Annotated in this window: 13 protein-coding genes; 4 read left to right on the forward strand and 9 right to left on the reverse strand. The window is 70.1% G+C overall.

Annotation, left to right across the window (positions count from 1 at the left end; all coding sequences use genetic code 11):
• Positions 1-140 precede the first annotated feature (140 nt).
• Complete coding sequence (locus ACWD4O_RS19695; protein WP_451281337.1) at positions 141-1,388, reverse strand: cytochrome P450 family protein; 1,248 nt, start codon at positions 1,386-1,388, stop codon at positions 141-143.
• A gap of 131 nt (positions 1,389-1,519) precedes the next feature.
• On the reverse strand, positions 1,520-2,203 hold the full coding sequence (locus tag ACWD4O_RS19700) for a ScbR family autoregulator-binding transcription factor (protein ID WP_450945040.1): 684 nt from the start codon (positions 2,201-2,203) through the stop codon (positions 1,520-1,522).
• 294 nt (positions 2,204-2,497) lie between these two features.
• Between ACWD4O_RS19700 and ACWD4O_RS19705 the strand changes: the two genes are divergently transcribed.
• Positions 2,498-4,330 (forward strand): acyl-CoA dehydrogenase family protein, encoded by a 1,833-nt coding sequence (locus ACWD4O_RS19705; RefSeq protein ID WP_451281339.1) that lies wholly within the window; start codon positions 2,498-2,500, stop codon positions 4,328-4,330.
• 40 nt (positions 4,331-4,370) lie between these two features.
• Here ACWD4O_RS19705 and ACWD4O_RS19710 read toward each other — a convergent pair whose 3' ends face one another.
• From ACWD4O_RS19710 to ACWD4O_RS19740, 7 genes are all read right to left on the reverse strand, one after another.
• Positions 4,371-5,195, reverse strand: a complete 825-nt coding sequence (locus ACWD4O_RS19710) for an SAM-dependent methyltransferase (RefSeq protein WP_451281341.1) — start codon at positions 5,193-5,195, stop codon at positions 4,371-4,373.
• 153 nt (positions 5,196-5,348) lie between these two features.
• Complete coding sequence (locus tag ACWD4O_RS19715; protein ID WP_451281343.1) at positions 5,349-6,455, reverse strand: NAD(P)/FAD-dependent oxidoreductase; 1,107 nt, start codon at positions 6,453-6,455, stop codon at positions 5,349-5,351.
• Positions 6,456-6,603: 148 nt separating this feature from the next.
• Entirely contained in the window at positions 6,604-8,796 is a 2,193-nt protein-coding gene (locus ACWD4O_RS19720; RefSeq protein ID WP_451281345.1) for a glycoside hydrolase family 127 protein, read from the reverse strand.
• Positions 8,797-8,810: 14 nt separating this feature from the next.
• Complete coding sequence (locus ACWD4O_RS19725) at positions 8,811-10,727, reverse strand: glycoside hydrolase family 127 protein (protein ID WP_451281347.1); 1,917 nt, start codon at positions 10,725-10,727, stop codon at positions 8,811-8,813.
• Positions 10,728-10,745: 18 nt separating this feature from the next.
• Positions 10,746-11,567, reverse strand: a complete 822-nt coding sequence (locus tag ACWD4O_RS19730; RefSeq protein WP_451281349.1) for a carbohydrate ABC transporter permease — start codon at positions 11,565-11,567, stop codon at positions 10,746-10,748.
• Between the two features lie 29 nt (positions 11,568-11,596).
• Positions 11,597-12,472, reverse strand: a complete 876-nt coding sequence (locus ACWD4O_RS19735; RefSeq protein ID WP_451281351.1) for a carbohydrate ABC transporter permease — start codon at positions 12,470-12,472, stop codon at positions 11,597-11,599.
• Position 12,473: 1 nt separating this feature from the next.
• A complete protein-coding gene (locus tag ACWD4O_RS19740; RefSeq protein WP_451281352.1) occupies positions 12,474-13,793 on the reverse strand; it encodes an ABC transporter substrate-binding protein in 1,320 nt (439 codons plus the stop codon).
• A gap of 216 nt (positions 13,794-14,009) precedes the next feature.
• Here ACWD4O_RS19740 and ACWD4O_RS19745 point away from each other — a divergent pair, with 216 nt between their 5' ends.
• The 3 genes from ACWD4O_RS19745 (at position 14,010) to ACWD4O_RS19755 (ending at position 19,934) form a co-directional block, all read left to right on the forward strand.
• On the forward strand, positions 14,010-15,038 hold the full coding sequence (locus ACWD4O_RS19745) for a LacI family DNA-binding transcriptional regulator (protein WP_451281354.1): 1,029 nt from the start codon (positions 14,010-14,012) through the stop codon (positions 15,036-15,038).
• A 133-nt stretch (positions 15,039-15,171) separates the two neighbouring features.
• Positions 15,172-18,441, forward strand: a complete 3,270-nt coding sequence (locus ACWD4O_RS19750; protein WP_451281356.1) for a discoidin domain-containing protein — start codon at positions 15,172-15,174, stop codon at positions 18,439-18,441.
• A complete protein-coding gene (locus ACWD4O_RS19755) occupies positions 18,438-19,934 on the forward strand; it encodes a family 43 glycosylhydrolase (protein ID WP_451281358.1) in 1,497 nt (498 codons plus the stop codon). Before ACWD4O_RS19750 ends, ACWD4O_RS19755 begins: the two co-directional genes overlap by 4 nt.
• The last annotated feature ends 9 nt before the right edge of the window (positions 19,935-19,943 follow it).

Genomic DNA, 19,943 nt, shown 5'->3' on the forward strand with positions numbered 1-19,943 from the left:
CGCGTTCAATAATAAATTGTCCCCCTCGGGTGTCCGTACTGCTAACGCCGCCCCGCCGCGCCCACCCCCCCCCCCCCACCGAACGGGCGGGTCCGGTCCGGTCCGGTCCGGCGGCATCCTCGGCCGAACGGTCTCCCCGGTCAGTCTCGCGCGGGCGCGAGCAGTACGGGCAGGGAACGGTGACTGTTCATCAGGAAGCTGGGCAGCGGCTGGAGTTCATCCGGTCGGCAGGCGAGTTCCATCCGGGGGAAGCGTGCGAAGAGCGCGGCGAACGCGCTCTCCGCCTCCACCCCGGCGAGCGGAGCTCCCATGCAGCGGTGCGGTCCATGACCGAAGCCGAGGCCGTCGCCGTCCTTGCGCAGCACGTCGAACCGGTCGGCGTCCGGTCCGTAGCGCTCGGGGTCCCGGCCGCCGGCCGCGAAGGAGACGAGGATGGCCTCGCCCTTGCGGATGAGCACCCCGTCCAGGTCGATGTCCTCGACGGCGAACCGCATCGGCGAGTACGCACCGGGCGTGTGCACCCGCATGGTCTCGGTCACCACGTCCTGCCAGGTCGCCCGCCCCTCCCGGACGTGCGCCAACTGCTCGGGCCACCGCAGCAGCGCCCCCACCGCGTTGGTGATCAGGGCGGCGGTGGTGTCCTGTCCTCCGGCGATCATGAGGAACAGGGTGCCCAGCAGTTCCTCCTCGCTGAGCCGGTCGTCCTGGTCACGCGCCTCGATCAGCAACGACGTCAGATCGTCGCCGGGTTCGGCCCGTTTGGCCTTGACCAGCTCCGACAGCCGTACGAAGGCCTCCAGGCGCGCCGCCTCGATCTCCTGCCCGCTGATCGTCGTGCCGAACACCGTGTGCAGCGCCGCGCACAGGGCGTCGGTCGCCTCGCCCTGCGGCACCCCGAACAGCTCGCAGATCACCCGCATCGGCAGCAGCTCCGCGAACGAGGACCGCAGATCCACCGGCGCGCCCGGCCGGGCCACCGCGAGCCCGTCGGCGAGCCCGTCTACGAGTTCGCCCGCGATCTGCACGACGCGCGGCCGCAGCGCCTCCGAGCGCCGTGCGGTGAACGCCGCCGCCACCAGCCGGCGCAGCCGGGTGTGCGAGGCGCCGTAGGCGAACAGCATGTTCTCGTTCACCACCCACGGGTACAGCGGCCACTCCTCGGTGATTCTCCCCTCGATGAACTCGGGCCAATGCAGGCGCGCGTCCTTCGAGACCCGGGAATCGGTCAGCAGCCGCTCCACATACTGCTGCCGCAGCACCGCCCAGGCCACCACACCCCCCGGCAACTCCACCCGTACCGCGGGTCCTTTGGCCCGTAGCATCGCCGCTTCTCCCGCGAGGTCACGTCCCGTCACATCGAGGGCGTAAGGGCAGGCAGTCGTGTTCATCGTCGTACTCCCTGGGGTCGTCTTGCGGGCTTCGGCAGTCGCACTCGCCCGGCGAGCCGTTCACCCCACACCACTCCCCGCGTCTCACCACCCCCAACCGCCACTCCCGACCACCGCCCCGCGGCAGCCGGTCAGCCGGTGGACTGGGGCTGCCTCGCCTCCCCGCTCGACCTCATGGCCTCCTCGTAGACCTGGGCGCCACGGCCCGGCGTCGTGTCCAGCTGCAACAGCACCCCCGGCACCGCGATCCCCGCCATCAGGTGCCGCTGGAGGTCCGCCACCCGCTCCGGCAGGTCGGCGTGCCCGGTCATGACCTTCGACAGCACCTGCACACCGGTGAAAGCCCCCACGAACATCCGCGCGGCGGCGGCCACATCGATGTGCGGGAGCAGCTCTCCCCTGTCCTTCGCCCGCCCCAGCACCTCCGCGTTGCGAGCGATCCACCCGTTCATCGGCACCCGCCGGTCCAGCCCGTCCCGCGGCGCTCCCTGGTCCACCGTCAGACGGATGCTGCCCTGCACCAGCGGGTCACCCATCCACAGCAGATGCGCCAGCACGAACGCCTCGTCCAGTCCCTGCTGCAGCATCAACTCCCGCGTCGGCACGGCCGGAACGGCCTCCAGCTGACAGGCGAGCACCGCCTGCGCGAGTTCCTCCTTGGAGGCGAAGTGGAAGTAGAGAGCGCCCTTGGTCACCCCGGCGCGGGCGAGGATCCCCGCGATCGTCGCCGCCTCGTACCCCACCTCCGCGAACACCGCCGCGGCCGCGACGAGGACGGCCCGCCTCGTTCGCACGGCCCGTTCCTGCAGTGCCACGCCCCACCTCCGAGGTAGCTTCCCCGCGATTTCCGGCTTCGGAAAATATACCGACAGGTCAGTCTCCTGCCACCGCGTGGGGCTCTCGGCCGCTCCCCCGGGACGCCGGAACACGGAGCATCAGCCGTACCAGATCCGCTCATCCGACACAGGCAGCACTGAAATCCCGCCATCTGCGCCCTTGCGGTTTGCCGATTTCTGTCTTGATTACAAAACCGGTAGGTCCGTATCTTCTGGCTCACTGCACATCCAGACATCCAGTTTCCGGATCTGCGACAAACGGGGAGAGGGTTCATGGCCCTTCTGGCATTCCAGAGCGGAGAGCGCCCCACCGGGCCACCGCGCGTCGACGACGTCGGCCCCTCCGCCGAGACCGTCCATGAGCTGACCCGGCTGCTGTTCGACGAGGACGGCGAGGGCGAGCGGGTCCACGCCCCCTGGCGCCGTCTCATCGCCGAGGACGTCTTCCGCCATCGGCCCGGCCTCACCCCCGAGCAACGCGCCGCACAGTCCTACACCTGGCTACGCCTGGTCAACGACACCCTCGACGACCCCGGATCCCTCGCCACCGACGTGGCCCTCCTCACCGCCCTGCACGAGTGGGCGGCCATCGTGGAGGGGGGCGGCGGCCTCACCACCGTCGCCAGCATCCACTACAACCTCTTTCTCGGCAGCCTCCTCGACCACGACGCCGACCCCCTGAGGGACCTGTCCGAGTTCACCGCCCTGAGACGCATCGGCACGTTCCTGTGCACCGAGCTCGACCACGGCAACGACGCACCCGCGCTGGAGACCACCGCCCGTCTGGACCCCGAGACCGGCGGCTTCGTCCTGCACACCCCCCACCCCGGCGCCGCCAAGTTCATGCCCAACACCAGCGCCCTCGGCGGCCCCAAGTCCGCCGTGGTGGCCGCCCGTCTCCTGATCGACGGCCGTGACCACGGCATCTTCCTCTTTCTGACGCCCCTGACCGATCACAGCGGTCCGCTGCCCCACATCACCGTGACCCCCCTCCCGCTGCGTCCGAACGCCCCCGTCGACCACTGCCTCACCTCGTTCGACCAGCTGCCCCTGCCCCGCCGGGCCCTGCTGCAGGGCGAGCACGGACGCCTCGGTCCCGACGACTGCCTCACCAGCAGCCTCGGCAACCGCCGAAAACGCTTCCTCACCTCCATCGCGCGCGTCACCGCCGGGAAGCTCTGCATGAGCGCGGCGGCCGTCGGCGCCTCGCGTGCCGCGCTCGCCATCGCCGTCCGCTACGGCGACCACCGTCGGGTCAGCGGGACCCGGCCCGGTCAGCGCATCCCCATCAACACCCACCGCACCCACCACGGCCGGCTCCTCCAGGCCGTCGCCGGCGCCTATGCCATGACCTTTCTGCACCGTTCGCTCACCGCCGAGTGGACCCGCCACACCGCCGACGACCGCACCCGCCTCGAACGTCTCATCGCCCTCGCCAAGGCCTGGATCACCTGGCAGGCCCGCACCATCGCCCTGGAGGCCCGCGAGCGTTGCGGCGCGCAGGGACTGCTGCCCGCCAATCACCTCGCCGGCTTCCCCGAGTACATCGAGGGGACGATCACCGCCGAGGGCGACAACCTCCTCATCACCACCAAGGCGGCCGCCGAGCTCCTGCACCACCCGCCGACGCCGCCCGCCGCCGACCCCGGCCCGCCGCACCTCACCAACCCGCACTTCCTGCGCAACCTGCTCGCCCACACCGAGCACGCCTTCCACGCCCAGGCCCACCACGCACTGCGCAACGGCCCGGCCCACGACCCGCAGGCCCGCTGGAACACCGCCTCCGCGCCCGCCCTCCAGCGCGCTCACACCCACACCGCTGTCCTGGCGGCCGACGCCCTGCTGGCGGCCCTCACCCGCACCGCCCACCAGCCCACCCGTCAGCTCCTCACCGAACTCACGACCCTCCATCTCCTCGCCCAGCTCACCCCGCACACCGGCATCCTGCTCGCCGACGGGCACATCGCCCCTCACCACATCCACCAGCTGCCGGCGACCGTCGACGCCCTCACCGACAGCCTCCAGCCCCGGCTCACCACCCTCACCGAGGCGTTCGACCTCCCGCCCCAGTACCTCGACGCCCTCCCGCTCATCTCCACTCGATGAGCGGGAGCGGGTCCCGCAACAGGTGTGCCGGTCGGGCAGGCTACGGCTTGCGGCCCACGCCGCAGTAGGCGTCGACGGCGACGGCGAAGTTGGCTGAATCGTCGTGGTCGGCACGCCACTTCGTCACCTGGACGATCCCGGGTTCCACCAGTTCCAGCCCGCCGAAGAAGCCGCCGATCTCCTCGATGCTGCGCACGTAGTAGGGCACGGCGCCGCTGGAGTTGTAGGCCTCCGACGCAGCGATCATGCCCTCGCTGGTGGCCGTGCTGTCGCTGATGACCAGGTGGCTTCCGGACGGCAGGCCCGCCATGAGCCGCCGGACGAGGTCGCGCGCCTGCTCGTAGTCGGCCACGTGGCCCAGCGTGTTGAGGATCATCAGGCCGACCGGCCGGGAGAAGTCGAGGGTGCTCGCGGCGGCCTCCAGAACGGCCTCCGGGTCGTACAGGTCCGCGTCCAGATAGGCGGTCTTGCCTTCCTTCGTGCTCGTCAGGAGGGCGTTCGCGTGGGCGAGCACGACGGGGTCGTTGTCGACGTACACGATGCGGGCGTCGGGGGCGACGCGCTGTGCCACCTGGTGGGTGTTGTCGGCGGTGGGGAGACCGGTGCCGACGTCCAGGAACTGGCGGATGCCCTGCTCTCCGGCCAGGTAGGTCACCGCACGGCCCAGGAAGTGCCGGCTGGTGACGGCCACGTCGACCAGCCCGGGGAAGATCTCCTTGATGTGGTCGCCTATCTCCCGGTCGACCTCGTAGTTGTCCTTGCCCCCGACGAAGTAGTTCCAGAACCGGGCCGAGTGCGGCTTCGACGTGTCGATCCGGCCGGGTGTTCCCACAGTCGCATCGGTCTGGGAGGTGGAATCCGACACAGCAAAGCCTCCTGCACAGGTACGTTGATGATCAGGGGCTCCAACCTAGGCGAACTTCCTTTCGACGCATGGACGTTGAGAGCGCTTGCCGTCGCACGGCATGAGGTTTCGGCCAAGTCGGAGGGCCGGGCGAAGCGGGCCCCGACGGTCGCTTCAGGTGGCGGTGTAGCCGAGTTGGCGTCTCATGTACGGCGTCATGAGGGTCTTCGCCTTGGCCAGTACGGAGGTGCGGCCGCCCAGCACCGCGCTCTCGCCGCCCGGCACCGGCAGCAGGGTCAGTCCGTCGGCCGAGCCGAACGGCACGATGAGCGGCGTGCGCTGGAGCGGCCGGTAGAGGCGGGGCTCCTTGCGGTGCCTGCCGGAACTGTGCAGCTGCATGCGGATGTTGTGGGCGGCGAGGTCGGCCTGGGCGAGCGCGGCGGGGGTGATCTTCAGCTCGGTGGCGTCGTTGACGTCGCCGACCGCGAACACGTCCGGACGGCCGCCGACCCGGAGTCTGCGGTCGACCTTGACGTGGCCGCCGGGGTTCAGCCAGTCGCCGTGTCCGGCGAGGCGCAGCCAGAGCGTGTTGGGTGTGGTGCCGGTCGCCCAGAAGGAGACGTCGGCGTCGATGATGTTGCCGTGTGCGTCGCGGTAGGTGCCGAAGTCGTTGCCGGGGGACATGAACGAGTCGAGGCGGACCTCCACGTCGTGGTACTCCAGCCAGGCCAGCGCCCTGCGCCCGGCCCGCTCGCTGCCCGTGGAGTGGAGCAGGGTCGGCCCGGAGTGGGCGAGCGTGACCCGGGCGTCCGGCCGGGCCAGGCGTATCTCCGCGCTGAGTTCGACGCCGGAGGGGCCGCCGCCGACGACCAGCACGTGTCCGGCGGCGGCGATCTTGCGCTGGTGACCGGCGAACGACTTGATCGTCTCTTCGGTGGTGATCCCGGTGAAACGGGCCGGTTCGGGGTAGTCGGCGCCGGTGGCGATCACGACCACGTCGTACGGGAGCCGCTCGCCCGTCGCCAGGACGACCTGCCGTTCCTCGGTGTCGATGCGGGTCGCCTTCCCCACCACCACGCGACCCTCGTGCAGAAGTCGGTCGTACGGGATGAAGGGGGTCATCGACCACTCCGGGCGCACGCCGGCGCGGAGGGAGGCGATACGGTGGAAAAAGACCTCTTTGCGGTCCACCAGGGTGACCCGTGCGGTCGCGTCCAGCCGTTTCGCCAGCCGGACGCCCGCGTAGCCGCCACCGATCACCACTACGTCGCCGTCGCGCACGCGCGTCTCCTGTGCATGGGGGGAAAGCGAGCGGCACGGCGCGTGGGCTGCCTCGGCCACTCGAACTGCCGACGAGCGTAGCGTTTGAATTCTCAAGTTCGCAGGGAACGATGTGGACGTTCCGTGAAGCACTGCGTGTTGGCAGGTGTCACCAACTTCTGAGGCCGGCGCCGGCGGCCGCCGTGACGACACGGTCCCGTTCGGTCGGTGTGAACAGGCCCTCGGAGAGCCAGTCGTCGGCCAGGCCGCGGACCGCGTCCACGAAGCGGGCGGAGGCCGTGAACGGCGCCTGCGCCCAGAGGACGTCGAGGAAGGTCAGGCCGTCGCCGCGGGCGCGGTTCGGCACGCCCGAGTCGGTCGCGCCGAAGACGACGACGGGCTCCGTGCGCCTGAAGTAGGCGTGGTAGCGGGTGTCGTCCGCGAGGTGGAAGGGGGCCAGGGTCAGGCCGTGCGTGGTGAAGTGGTGCGGGCGGCCCTCGGGGCGGATCGGGTCGGCCAGGTCGCCGCGCAGCGTGAAGTCCTTGTAGAACGAGAACGCCCGCAGGCTCGTCGCCCGGCTCCGCGCGACCAGCAGGATCGGCCCGTGGAACAGCGACTGGACGGTCGGGTCGTCCAGGGCCCGCTCGATGCGCAGACGGTAGGGGGCGGACACCGTGACCCGGTCGCCGCGCTGCCAGGTCCGGCTCAGGGTGAGGTAGCTGCCGGGCACCGCCCGCGCCTGCTGCCGGACCCCGTTGACGGTGACCGTGAAACCGGCCGTGGCCCAGGACGGAACCCGCAGCTTCAGGTCGAGGCTGCCGCCGCCCTCACGGAACGTCAGGGTGCGGACGCCTTCGGTCGGGTAGGCGCTCGTCTGCTCGACGACAAGGCCCCGCTCCGGCCACCGCAGCGTCGAGGCGAGGTAGAGGTTGACGTACAGGGCGGCGCCGTCGGCGGAGCGGAAGTACACCGTGTCCTGGTACTTGGTGTGGTTCTCCATGCCGGTGCCGCCGCAGCAGGTGCCGGTGTTGCCGTACTCGCGCACCACTCCCGGGCCCATGCCGACGAAGTAGGTGACCTCGGGACCGTTCGAACCGGCGGCGTCCCGACGGGAGGCCAGGATGTGGTTGGTCAGGCCCCGTTCGTAGTGGTCCAGGTAGGCGGCGTCCGGCTCGTGGAAGAACAGCTGCCGGCTCAGCTTGAGCAGGTTGTACGTGGCGCACGTCTCGGCGTTGTTGTCGCCCAGGGTGGCCGCGACGGCGCCGCGGGCGCGGAACATCTCGCCCTGGCCGGTGCCGCCCAGGCTGTAGGTGCGGGGGCCCGCGACCATGCCCCAGAAGTTGCGGGCCGCCGCCGCGTACCGCTCGTCCCCCGTGTGGTCGAACAACCGCAGATAGCCGGTGAACTGGGGGATGTGCTGGTTGGCGTGCCGTCCCTCCAGAACGTCCCGGTCGTCGGCGCAGGCGTCCAGCAGCGCGGTGTTGTCGAAGCAGCGGGCGGCGGCGAGGTGTTCCGGCCGTCCGGTGAGGGCGTACAGGTCGGCCATCACCTCGTTCATCCCGCCGTACTCGCCGGCGATGTAGATCGACCACATGCGCTCCAACTGCGCCTTGGGCAGTCGGCCGAGTCTGCTGTGCACCCAGTCGCCCATCTTCGAGGCGATGGCGAGGGCCTGCGCGTTCCCGGCCAGGGAGTGCGCGTCGAGGAGACCGCGCATGATCTTGTGGCAGGTGTAGTAGGGCGCCCAGATGGTGGGGTAGGTCGTGTAGCTCTCCAGCAGGATGAACTGGGTCTCGGGGTAGGCCGCCAGATAGCCGGGGTGGGTCGGCTTCGGCGAGCCGTGTTCCGCGAACGCCTGTTGGCAGAGGGCGAGTTCGGCCACGAGGTGGTCGAGCTTGGCCTTGAGGGCGGCCTCGCGCGTGTCGGCGTACGCCTGGGCCACGAGGGTGAGGAAGTGTCCGGCGTAGTGGCCGCGCAGATTGCCGTCGGCGGTCTCCCAGCCGCCGGGCGGCTGCGCGCCGCGGGTGTCCAGCCCCGCGTTGGCGCGGAAGACGGCCAGGATGCGGTCGGCCGGGTAGGCCCGGGCATAGCCGAGCAGCAGGTCGCGCTTGCGGCGGAACACGCCGTCGCCGAGGGCGACCTGGTCGAGGGGGAAGGGCTGTACCGCCCAGGTGGAGGGGGCCGGTGCCGCCGGGGCGGGTGCGACTCGGCCAGATGTCGCTCGGTCAGGTGTCGCTCGGTCGGCTGCCGCTCGGTCGGGTGTCGCAGCCCGCGCCGCGGGGGCGGCGGCTGCGAGCGGGCCGACGGCGGCGCCGCCTGCGGCCAGTTTCAACACCTTGCGGCGGGTGGGGGGTCGGGACATGTCTCGGACTCCGATCATCGGTCGTCGGTGCTGTCCGGCCGTGCGTCGTGCGTCGGCAGCCACACCCTCATCGTCGAGGGCCCGCGGTTCGCCCAGGAGTGGTACGGGACCAGGACGATCCCCGCGCGCCCGGCGGCCGAGGGGCCGGTGGCGGCGTCGAACGGGCGGTACGGCCAGGGTTCCTCGGACGGTGCGTCGTCAGCGGTCACGTCCCCGTCGACCACGACGGTGCCGCCCGGCCCGTCCTGCGGTGCGGTGGACGGATCCACGCGTACGGCGTCGACCTCGTGGCCGTCCGGGAGGTCCACGGACTCGGCGCAGTACACCAGGGGCCCGCGCTCGACGGCAAGGGTGCCTCGTACGGCGTCGATGCGCGGGTCGGGCGCGGTCCAGCGCGGCCCTACCGGCAGGTCGAGGCGGATCTCGTCGCCGGGGCGGAAGACCTGGGTGACGGTCGCCGTCCCGGGGGCTGCGGCTCGGCGCGATCCGTCGGGGGCGGTGAGCCACGCGGTGCCGCCCCGCGTCCAGTCGGGGACGCGCAGGGACAGGGTCCACGGGTGGTCCGGGGTGCGGTCGACGCGTACGGTGACGCTCCCGCCGTAGGGGTAGTCGGTGCGCACGGTCAGCGCGAGGCCGCCGGTGGCGATCTCCGCGTCGACGTACTGATGCAGTTGGATGCCGTGGTCGTCCGCCGTCGCCAGGTAGGCCGGGAGGAGGGCGAGGGTGCGGGCCACGTTGGTCGGGCAGCAGGACACCGCGAACCAGGGTGCGCGCAGGCTCGACTCGGCGCGCGGGCTGTCGGTGTCGGCCCGGGGGACGGTGCCTCGGCGGCGGCGGTGCAGGGTGTTGGCGTAGAAGAAGGCCCGGCCGTCCTCGGCGGGTGAGGTGGCGACCACGTTGAAGAGGGTGCGTTCGGCGAGGTCGGCGAAGCGTGACTCGCCGGTGGCGAGCAGCAGCCGCCAGCTGAGCATCACGGAGGCCACGCCGGCGCAGGTCTCCGAGTAGGCGCGGTCGGGCGGGAGGACGAAGTCGTCGCCGAAGGCCTCGTCCCGGTGGTGGGAGCCCATGCCGCCGGTGAGGTAGGTACGCCGGGCGACCGTGGCCTCCCACTGCCGTACGACTGCGGCGAGCAGATCGTCGTCTCCGGTCTCCACCGCCACGTCGACCGCGCCGGACGCGAGGTAGAGGGCGCGGACGGCGTGGCCCCGGAACACGGTGGCCTGCCGCACGGGCAGGTCGTCCTGGTGGTAGACGCGGCCGAACTCGCCGTCGGCGAGCGTGCGGTGGCCTCGGCGGTCGACGAAGAGCCGCGCCTGGTCGAGGTAACGCTGCTCCCCCGTCGCCCTGGCCAGTTCGACGAGGGCTGGTTCGATCACCGGGTGCCCGCAGACGCGCTCGATGCCGCCCGGGCCGAAGGCGGCGCACACATGGTCGGCGGCCCGCCGAGCGATCTTCGCCAGCTCTCCGTCACCCTCGGCGCGGATCTGGGCGACCCCTGCCTGGATCAAGTGGCCGTAGCAGTAGAGCTCGTGGCCCCATTCGAGGTCGCTGTACCGGGCCTGCTGGCCCGGCCGGTCGAAGGCGGTGTTGAGATAGCCGTCGGGCTCCTGGGCGGGGGCGATGGCCTCTGTGATCGCGTCGAGCGCGTTGCCGTGTCCGCCCTCCCAGGCCATGGCCTCGAGCAGCTTGTAGACGTCGGAGTCGGCGAACTCCCGTCCGCGCCGCTCGTGTTGGATGCGCCCCGCGACGGCGGCGCGGAAGTTGCCGATCCAGCGGACGCGTTCCATCCAGTCGTGGCAGTGGTCCAGCGTGGCGGTCGCGTTGGTGTGCCGGCGCCGGGCCCAGAAACCTCCGGTGATCCGGACCTCGTCCAGGCCGAGCGGTCGCAGTCGGCCGCGGCCGGGTGCCACCGGCACGACGGATGAGCCCACGGTGTTCTCCTTCACGCATCATCCCTTCAGCGCGCCCGACATGAAGCCCCGCACGTAGTGCCGTTGCAGCAGCAGGAAGAGGAGCAGACAGGGCACGGCGAGGACCACCACCCCGGCTTCGGTGGCGCCGTAGTCGACGGCGCCCATGCTCTGTTGGCGCAGGTTCGCGACGGCCAGCGGCAGGGGCGCCTTCTCGCTGTCCGAGATGAGGATCAGGGGCGCGATGAAGTCGTTCCAGGCCGCGAGGAACGCGAACAGCCCCACCGTGATCAGCCCGGGCCGCACGGCCGGAAGCAGGACCCTGCGCAGCGCGCCCGCCGTGCCGCAGCCGTCGACGAGCGCGGACTCCTCCAGTTCGCGCGGCACCGCCTCGAACGAGATCCGCATCATGAAGGTGGCGAACGGGAGTTGGAACATCGTCAGCACCAGGCTCAGCCCGAACAGCGAGTTCTGCAGGTGCAGTCTGCCGAGCAGCACATAGAGCGGGATGAGCAGTGTGGCGTAGGGGACCATGAGGATGGCCAGGGTGAGCAGGAACAGCAGGTTCTTGCCCGGGAACTCGAAGCGGGCGAAGGCGTAGCCGCCGAGCAGGGACACGCCGAGGGTGAGGGCGACGGTGAGCGCGGAGACCAGGGTGCTGTTGCCGAGGTAGCGCCACAGCCCGGCGTCGTAGTCGAGCAGCGTGCGGTAGTTGCCGAGGCCGTAACCGGTTTCCTGCGCGGTGCCGGGCTGCGCGCCGACCGACGCCCAGGCGTTCCACACCAGGGGAAAGAGAAAGATGACGGCCAGTCCTCCGGCGACGACGTAGTAGGGCGTCCGGCCGAGGGCTCGGGTGAGCACCGGTGACTCCTTTCCGCGAGAGGCGCGGGTCATGACTCGTCGGCATGGCGCAGACCGCGGAACTGCGCGGCGTTGAGCAGCAGCAGTGCGGCCAGCACAAGGATCGACAGGGCCGCCGCGGTGCCCAGGTTCAGCCGCTGGAAGGCCTCGCGGTAGATCAACTGCACGACGGTGACGGTGCTGTTGTCCGGTCCGCCCTTGGTGAGGACGAAGAACTGGTCGAAGGCGAGCAGCGATCCGGTGACGCAGAGCAGCAGGGACAGCGCGAGCGACGGACGCAGCAGCGGCAACGTGATGGAACGGAAGATCTGGCCTCTGCTCGCGCCGTCCGTCCGGGCCGCCTCGTAGACCTCGTGCGGGATGCGCTGGAGGCCGACGAGCAGGATCAGCATGTAGAAACCGGCGAACTTCCAGACGATGAGGAACACCGTCGACAGCAGGGCGGAGGTCGGCGTGCCGAGGAAGGACACCGGGTCGTCGACGAGGCCGAGCTTCTCCAGGATGCTGCTGAGCGGCCCGGTGGTAGGGCTGTACAGGCCCCAGAAGAGCAGGGAGGCGGAGGCGAGGCCGAGGGCGCCGGGCAGGAAGTAGACCGTGCGGAAGAAGCCGGCGCCGGGGCGGGACTCCTGCACGAGCAGGGCGAGGAGCAGGGCCAGGCCGAGCAGGACGACGGTGACGATCCCGGTGTAGAGGAGCGTGAAGCGGACGGCGGGCCAGAACAGGGTGCTGTCGGTGACGTCGGTGTAGTTCTCTGGGGCGTTGGCGCCCTGGTTCCCCGCGAGCAGCGGCCAGTCACTGAGCGACATCTGCCCGACGAGGAGGAGCGGCAGCAGGAAGAAGACGGCCACGAACACGGCCGTGGGGGCGGCGTAGCCGAGGCCCTGAAACGTGCGGGAGGCCCGCACCTCAGTCGGCCAGCGAGGCGGTGACCGCCTTGTTGTCCTTCTCCACCGACGTCCCGTCGCCGAAGACGGCGTCGCGCATCAGGGACAGCCAGGGCCCGTTGGGGTCGTTGAAGGTCTGGCCGAACTTCAGCGCGTACGGGGTGCGGCCGTCCGCCACCAGTTGGTTGATGGCGACCAGGCGTGGGTCCGCGGCCGAGTACTTGTTGGACGCGAGGTCGGTGCGGGCCACGACGTCCTTGTGCGCGGCGACGACGTCGACCTGTGCCTCGTCGCCCAGGGACCAGGCGAGGAAGTTCCAGGCCTGGTCGGCCGACTTGCTGGTGGCCGAGATGCCGATGGCGTCGCCGCCGACGAAGGTGGACCCGCCTCCGTCGGGGCCGGGGATGGGCGCGACGCCGAGGTCCAGGTTCTTGGGCATCAGGCCCAGGGTGGTCGACGGCATGGGCATGACGCCGACCTTGCCCTTCGGGAAGACGCCGGTCCAGGTGGCGCCCGTCTCGTCGCGCGCGCCGGGCGCCACGATGTCGTCCTTCACCCAGCCCCGGTAGGTGTCGTAGACCTTCTTCGCGGTGGCGGAGTCGAGGTTCGCCGCGGTGCCTTCCTCGTTCAGCACTTCGGCTCCCCCGGCCCAGATGGACGGCCACCAGGTGAAGACGCCGCAGCCGCCGCAGTTGCCGCCGAAGAAGGTGCCGTCGACCCCGCCGCCCAGCGCGTCCACGGCCCGCGCCTGCCGGTCCCATTCGGCGAGGGTGGCCGGCGGCTTCGCGGGGTCGAGCTTCGCCTTGCGGTAGAGGTCCTTGTTGTAGAAGAGCACCGACAGATCGAGGGTGTGCGGGACGACGTACTTCTTGCCCTCGTACGTGCCGGCCTTGATGTGCGACCGGGCCAGCTCGTCGGCGAAGGGCAGGGCGTCGATGCGCTCGGTGAGGTCGGCGAAGAGACGGCTGGTGGTGTAGTTCGGCACGAACACCACGTCGGAGGCGAAGAGGTCGGGAAGGTCACGGGACCCGGCGGCCGCGCCGACCTTGGCCTGGTAGTCGTCGGTGGGGATGACGGTCAGTTCGATCTTGTTCTTGTGGCCCGCGTTGTAGGCCTTGACCAGCGCCTCGCTCTGCGGCCGGGTCGCCGCCCGGGTCCACATCGTCAGCGTGGCGCCGTCGTCGACGCCGGTGGCGTCCGCCGGGCTTCCGGCTCCCCCGCCGTCCGAGCCGCCGCCGTCCCCCGACCCGCAGGCCGTGATCAGGCTCGCGGCGGCGAGGAGCGCGACGACGCCGGCGGCGAGCCGGCGGATGGGTCTACGTGGTCCGGTCGTGCTCCCCATGACGATCCCCCTAGTGTGGGTTCTGCGACGGAAAGGAACCGAAAAGGCTTTCTGAAAGCTAGGACCCGGCTGAGGGTCCGTCAATCCCCTTGGCCGGAACCGCAGTCGGGGTGGCGGGCGAGGCATCGCCGAAACCTGTGAAAACGCGTTCGACGCACTCCGCTCGAAACCTTTCGCGTACGGTTTACGCACGCAACGCGAGACAGGAGCCCCTCCATGACACCGGCCGCCGGCCCCTCTCGTTCGCATCCCGCCACGCTCAGCGACGTCGCCCGACTGGCCGGCGTGTCCATCGCCACCGCCTCCAAGGCACTCAACGGCCGCAGCCAGGTGCGCGCCGAGACCCGGCAGCGGGTGATCGAGGCGGCCGAGCGGCTGGCCTTCCGGCCGAACCAGCTGGCGCGCGGCCTGCTCGTCGGGCGGTCGGGCACCGTCGGTCTGCTCACCAGCGACCTGGAGGGCCGGTTCAGCATCCCGATCCTCATGGGCGCCGAGGACGCCTTCGGCGCGGGCGAGGTCGCGGTCTTCCTGTGCGACGCGCGCGGCGATGCGATCCGCGAGCAGCACCATGTCCGCGCGCTGCTCGGACGCCGGGTCGACGGTCTGATCGTGGTCGGCAGCCGCACCGACCCGCGGCCCTCCCTCGGCCGTGAACTGCCCGTCCCCGTGGTCTACGCGTACGCGCCGTCGGACGATCCGGCGGATCTGTCCATCGTCCCCGACAGCGTCGACGCCGGCCGGATCGCCGTGGAACACCTGCTGACCTGCGGCCGGACCCGGATCGCGCACATCACCGGCGACCCCGGGTACCTCGCGGCGCAGGAGCGGGCCGAGGGCGCCGCGGCCGCGCTCGCCGACGCCGGTCTCGCCCTGGTCGGCGAACCGCGGTTCGGGGCCTGGTCGGAGGGGTGGGGCCGGGCGGCCACCGCACTGCTGCTCGACCGGCACCCGGACGTCGACGCGGTGCTGTGCGGCAGCGACCAGATAGCCCGTGGGGTGATGGACGTGCTGCGCGAGCGCGGGCACCGGGTGCCGGAGGACGTGGCGGTCATGGGCTTCGACAACTGGCAGGTGCTGACCGCCGCCTCGCGCCCGCCGCTGACGAGCGTCGACATGAATCTGGAGCAGGTCGGGCGCGCGGCCGCGCACGCCTTGTTCACCGCGATCGGCGGAGCCCGCCGATCGGGGATCGAGACGGTGCGCTGCCGGGTGGTCATCAGGGGCTCGACGGCGCCGCTGTCCTGAAGCGCACGCTGTCTTGATGCGAACGCCGTTCGCTCACAGGTCTCTTGACACCGCATCAACTCGCTTCTACGTTGCGAAAACCTTTTAGGTGCCCTTTCCGTGCCTCTCGTCACCCCCACTCAGGGAGCCTCCGATGAGAAGACCGCACGCCTTGTTCGTCGCCCTGGTGCTGATGCTCACCTCGCTGCTCGCCGCGCCGTCGGCGCATGCCGCGCAGACCATCGGGTTCCCCACCTTCACCGGCCCCGCCGTCCCGTCCCCGCCCGTCGCCTACACCCCCGGCGACATGATGCGGAGCATCTACGACGCGGAGAGTTCGGGAACCGATTTCTGGATGGACCGGCTGCTGGCCCGTACCGGCGACGACCCTGCCGGGCCCTGGCTGATGAGCCGGGGGCGCGCGGTCTTCATGAAGACCCACAACCCCGCGGTGCTCGGTTTCGGCGGTCAGGTCGCCTACTGGGAGAGCATCAGCAACAACAACGCCTACACGGTCGCGATCACCCCGGGCACCTTCACCGAGCAGGTCGCGCAGCGCCGGCAGACGCCCAGTCACTGGAGGAGCGTCCACACCAACGGCTCGATCACGGTCACCCAGACCAAGTTCATCACCGACAACAACGTGGCCGTGACCAACCTGTCGATCAAGAACAACGGCACCGGCTCCAGCACGCTGCAACTGCGCGCGACCTCGCCGTACGCCACCTCGGGCACCGGAGCCGAGCTGACCGGTCAGGTGAACGCCTACAACAACCTCACCACCATCCGGCCGAGGCTCACCGGCGACGGCTTCGGCGTCTCCAGCGGCGGCCTGAACCGCTCCGTGACCGTCGGCGCCGGAGCCACCGTGACGGCCAAGGTGGTGATGGGCTTCGTCACCGACGAGATCCCCGAGTCGCTGACCGAGTACAACGCCTACGCGGGCTACTCGGGCGACACCGCCTTCGCGACCCATGTCAGGGCCTACAACCTGTGGTGGGCGCAGAACGTGCCCTACATCGACGTACCCGAACCGGCGATCAAGAAGAACGTCTACTACCGCTGGTGGCTGATGCGCTTCAACAACCTCGACGCCGACATCCCCGGGCAGACCTTCCAGTTCCCGACGTCGGCCGAGGGCGTCCTCGGCTACAACAACGCGATCGCGCTCACCCAGCCCATGCACATCGACGACCTCAAGTACCTGCGCAACCCGGCCTACGCGTACGGCGACTGGCTCAGCGCCGGCCAGACGTCGAAGGGCGGGCGCTTCCTCGACAACCCCGGGGACCCGGAGAACTGGTCCAACAGCTACACCCAGTACATCGCCGAGGCGGCCTGGAAGAGCTATCAGATCCACGGCGGACAGCCCGCGATCGCCGGCAACCTCGCCCGCTACGCCGAGGGCGACGTCAAGGGACAGCTCGCCTACTACGACCACGACAACAACAAGCTCATCGAGTACGACTGGGGCGCGCTGACGGGCAACGACGCCGACGCGGTCTCCTTCCACTGGAAGCCGGGCAACATGGACCGCGCCGAGTCCGCCTATCAGTACAGCGGCGCGCTGGCCGCCGCCGAGGCCTACCAGGCGATCGGCAACACGGCCAAGGCGACCGAGATGCGGACATTGGCGACCCAGATCAAGGATGCCATCGTCAACGTCCTCTGGAACCCCGACCGGCAGTTGTTCGAGCACCGGCTGAAGTCGACGAACGAGTGGGTGCCCTGGAAGGAGATCAACAACTACTACCCGTTCGCGGTCGGCGCGATCCCCAACACCACTGCCTACAAGCAGGCGTTGCGCCTGTACGACGACCCGGCGCAGTACCCGGTCTTCCCCTTCTACACGGCCAACCAGGTCGACAAGCAGGCGGCGGCCGACGCCGGGGAGCCGGGTTCCAACAACTTCTCGACCATCAACTCGACGGTCCAATTCCGGCTGTACTCCTCGGTGTTGCGCAACTACCCCAACTCGTGGATGAACGCGACCGACTACAAGAAGCTGCTCTACTGGAACACCTGGGCGCAGTATGTCGGCGGCAACACCCAGTGGCCCGACGCCAACGAGTTCTGGGCCGACTGGAACGGCACCGGCATCGACTACCGCTCCTGGATCCACCACAACATCCTGGGCAGCAGCAACTGGACGGTGATCGAGGACGTCGCCGGGCTCCGCCCCCGCAGCGACGCCAAGGTCGAGCTCTCCCCGATCGACATCGGCTGGAGCCACTTCACCGTCAACAACCTCCGCTACCGCAACGCTGATCTGTCGATCGTCTGGGACGACCCGGCCGACGGTGTGGTGCGCTACCCGGGCATCCCGGAGGGTTACTCGATCTACGTCAACGGCAACCGGGCCGCCACCGTCAACTCCCTGGTCCCCTTGACCTGGGACCCGGCCACCGGTGCCGTCACCACCAGCGGCACGGTCACCTACAACACGGCCGTCGCCGGACTCCAGGCACCCAACCAGGTCGTCCAGAGCAGCCCCCGGATGGTCGACATGCTCGCCAAGGCGGGCGTCGACCTCACCGCCGACCTGACCAACCTGGCCACCGGAGCGACCGCTTCGGCCTCGTACACCGGGTCGGGCAGCTCGGTCTCGGGCGCGGTCGACGGCTATCCCACCAACGAGCCGTTCTGGGGCGCGGGCGGCTCCGCCAACAGCCAGGACTGGTACGAGCTGAACTTCGGCGCGGCCCGTACGCTCAACGAGGTGCGCCTGTACTTCAAGGACAGCCGCCCGGCGAGTACGACGTACCGGGCGCCGTCCGCGTACACCATCCAGTACCACGACGGCAGTTCATGGGTGAACGCCCCGAGCCAGACCAAGACCCCGACCGCCGCACGCGCCAACTACAACCTCGTGCAGTTCCCGGCGATCACCGCCCAGCGCGTCCGCGTCCTGGCCACCAACGCCTCCGGCGCGAAAACGGGTCTGACCGAGCTGAAGGTGTTCAACCGGGGCGGCGTCCAGCCACCCCAGCCACCCGCCAACCAGGCGACGTCCGCGACCGCTTCGGCGTCGTACACCTCCCCCTGGGAGAGCGTCGCCGCAGTCAACGACGGCGTCGACCCGCCGTCGTCCAACGACACGGTGAACCCGCGCTGGGGGACCTGGCCGGAGACCGGCCAGCAGTGGGCCGAGCTGACCTGGCCGACCGCGAAGACCCTGAACAAGGCCGAGGTGTACTTCTTCGACGACGACCAGGGCATCGACATGCCGACCGCATGGAAGCTCCAGTACTGGAACGGCAGCGCCTACGTCGACGTACCCGGCGCCGGCGGCTACCCGCTGGCCAAGAACCAGTACAACACCGTCGGTTTCACCGCCACGAGCACCACACGACTACGGGTGCTGCTCACCGGCAACGGCACCAACTCCGTCGGCCTCCTCGAAGCAAAGGTGTACGGACCGTGACCCGTTCCCGATGCCTGTCCGCACTCATCGCCCTGTTCACCGTGGCGGTCGCGTTCCTCGTGGCGCCGCCCGCCTCCGCCGCCGTCGCCTTCACCTCGACGGGCGTGAATCAGAACGGCGGCAACTGCCTGGATCTGCCGGGCAGTTCGACGACCAACGGCACTCAGCTCCGGGCCTTCGCCTGCTCCTCGGGCGCGAACCAGAGCTTCGGCTACACCCTGGTCTCCGGGACGACCGACACCTACACGGTCACCGCCCAGTCCGGTCAGTGCGTGGACGTCTACGGGGCGTCCACGGCGGACAACGCGGCGATCATCCAGTGGCCGTGCCACGGCGGCACGAACCAGCAGTGGCGGCTCGTCCCCGTAGCGATCTCCGGAACGGACAAGACCTTCAACCTGGTCTCCGTGAGCTCGGGCAAGTGCGTCACGCCGAGCGGCGGTTCCTCGGCGTCCGACACCGACCTGGTGCAGCTGCCGTGCGCCACGGCGAGCGGCAGGGTGTGGCGGCTGCCCGCCTTCAGCGGCGGCGGCACGAGTCCGCACACGTTCACCAACCCGCTCTCCCAGCACGGCCCGGACCCCTGGCTCACCTACTACGACGGGTACTACTACCTCGCCACCACGACCTGGAACTCGACGGTCACCATGCGCAAGGCGAGCACCCTGGCGGGGCTGGCCACGGCGACCGACCAGGTGATCTTCAACCTCACCCGGCCGAACGGGGCGGGCACGATGTGGGCGCCCGAGTTCCATCTGCTCGACGGCCCCGACGGCAAGCGGTGGTACTTCTACTACACGGCCGGGCGCGAGCCGTACGACCTGGGGACCCAGCGGATCCATGTGCTGGAGAGCGCCGGCCTGGACCCGATGGGTCCGTACAGCTTCAAGGCCGACCTGCTCGACCCGACGCAGGACAACACCTGGGAGCTGGACCCGGGCATCCTGCAGCTCAACGGCCGGCTGTATCTGCTCGGCACCTTCTACAACGGCTCGCAGCCGATGTTCATCCGGCCGCTGTCGAACCCGTGGACCGCGAGCGGCACCCGCCGTGTGCTGTCCACCCCGACCTACGGTTGGGAGACGGTCGGCGGCGCGGTCAACGAGGGCGCGGAGGTCCTCCAGCGGGGCGGCAGGACGTTCATCGTCTACTCCGCCAGTCACTGCTCCACGCCGGACTACAAGTTGGGGATGCTGACGTACAACGGAACCGGCGACCCGCTCGACTCCGCCTCCTGGGTCAAGTCGCCCAACCCGGTGTTCCAGCGCTCCAACGCCAACGGCGTGTACGGCCCCGGGCACAACGGCTTCTTCAAGTCGCCGGACGGGACCGAGGACTGGATCGTCTACCACGCCAACAACTCGGCGGGCGGCGGCTGCGACATGAACCGCACCACCAGGGCGCAGAAGTTCACCTGGAATGCCGACGGCACTCCGAACTTCGGCACCCCGGTGGCCCTGGGCGTCCCCCTCACCTCGCCGTCGGGCGAGTAGGGGTCTTCG

The sequence above is a fragment of the Streptomyces sp. NPDC002623 genome, from assembly GCF_053592635.1.

What these genes read in the sequence shown, in the direction of transcription:
- ACWD4O_RS19695 (WP_451281337.1), bottom strand. Translation starts at nt 1,388, where the DNA reads ATGAACACGACTGCCTGCCCTTACGCCCTCGATGTGACGGGACGTGAC.
- ACWD4O_RS19705 (WP_451281339.1), top strand. Translation starts at nt 2,498, where the DNA reads ATGGCCCTTCTGGCATTCCAGAGCGGAGAGCGCCCCACCGGGCCACCG.
- ACWD4O_RS19720 (WP_451281345.1), bottom strand. Translation starts at nt 8,796, where the DNA reads ATGTCCCGACCCCCCACCCGCCGCAAGGTGTTGAAACTGGCCGCAGGC.
- ACWD4O_RS19740 (WP_451281352.1), bottom strand. Translation starts at nt 13,793, where the DNA reads ATGGGGAGCACGACCGGACCACGTAGACCCATCCGCCGGCTCGCCGCC.
- ACWD4O_RS19745 (WP_451281354.1), top strand. Translation starts at nt 14,010, where the DNA reads ATGACACCGGCCGCCGGCCCCTCTCGTTCGCATCCCGCCACGCTCAGC.
- ACWD4O_RS19750 (WP_451281356.1), top strand. Translation starts at nt 15,172, where the DNA reads ATGAGAAGACCGCACGCCTTGTTCGTCGCCCTGGTGCTGATGCTCACC.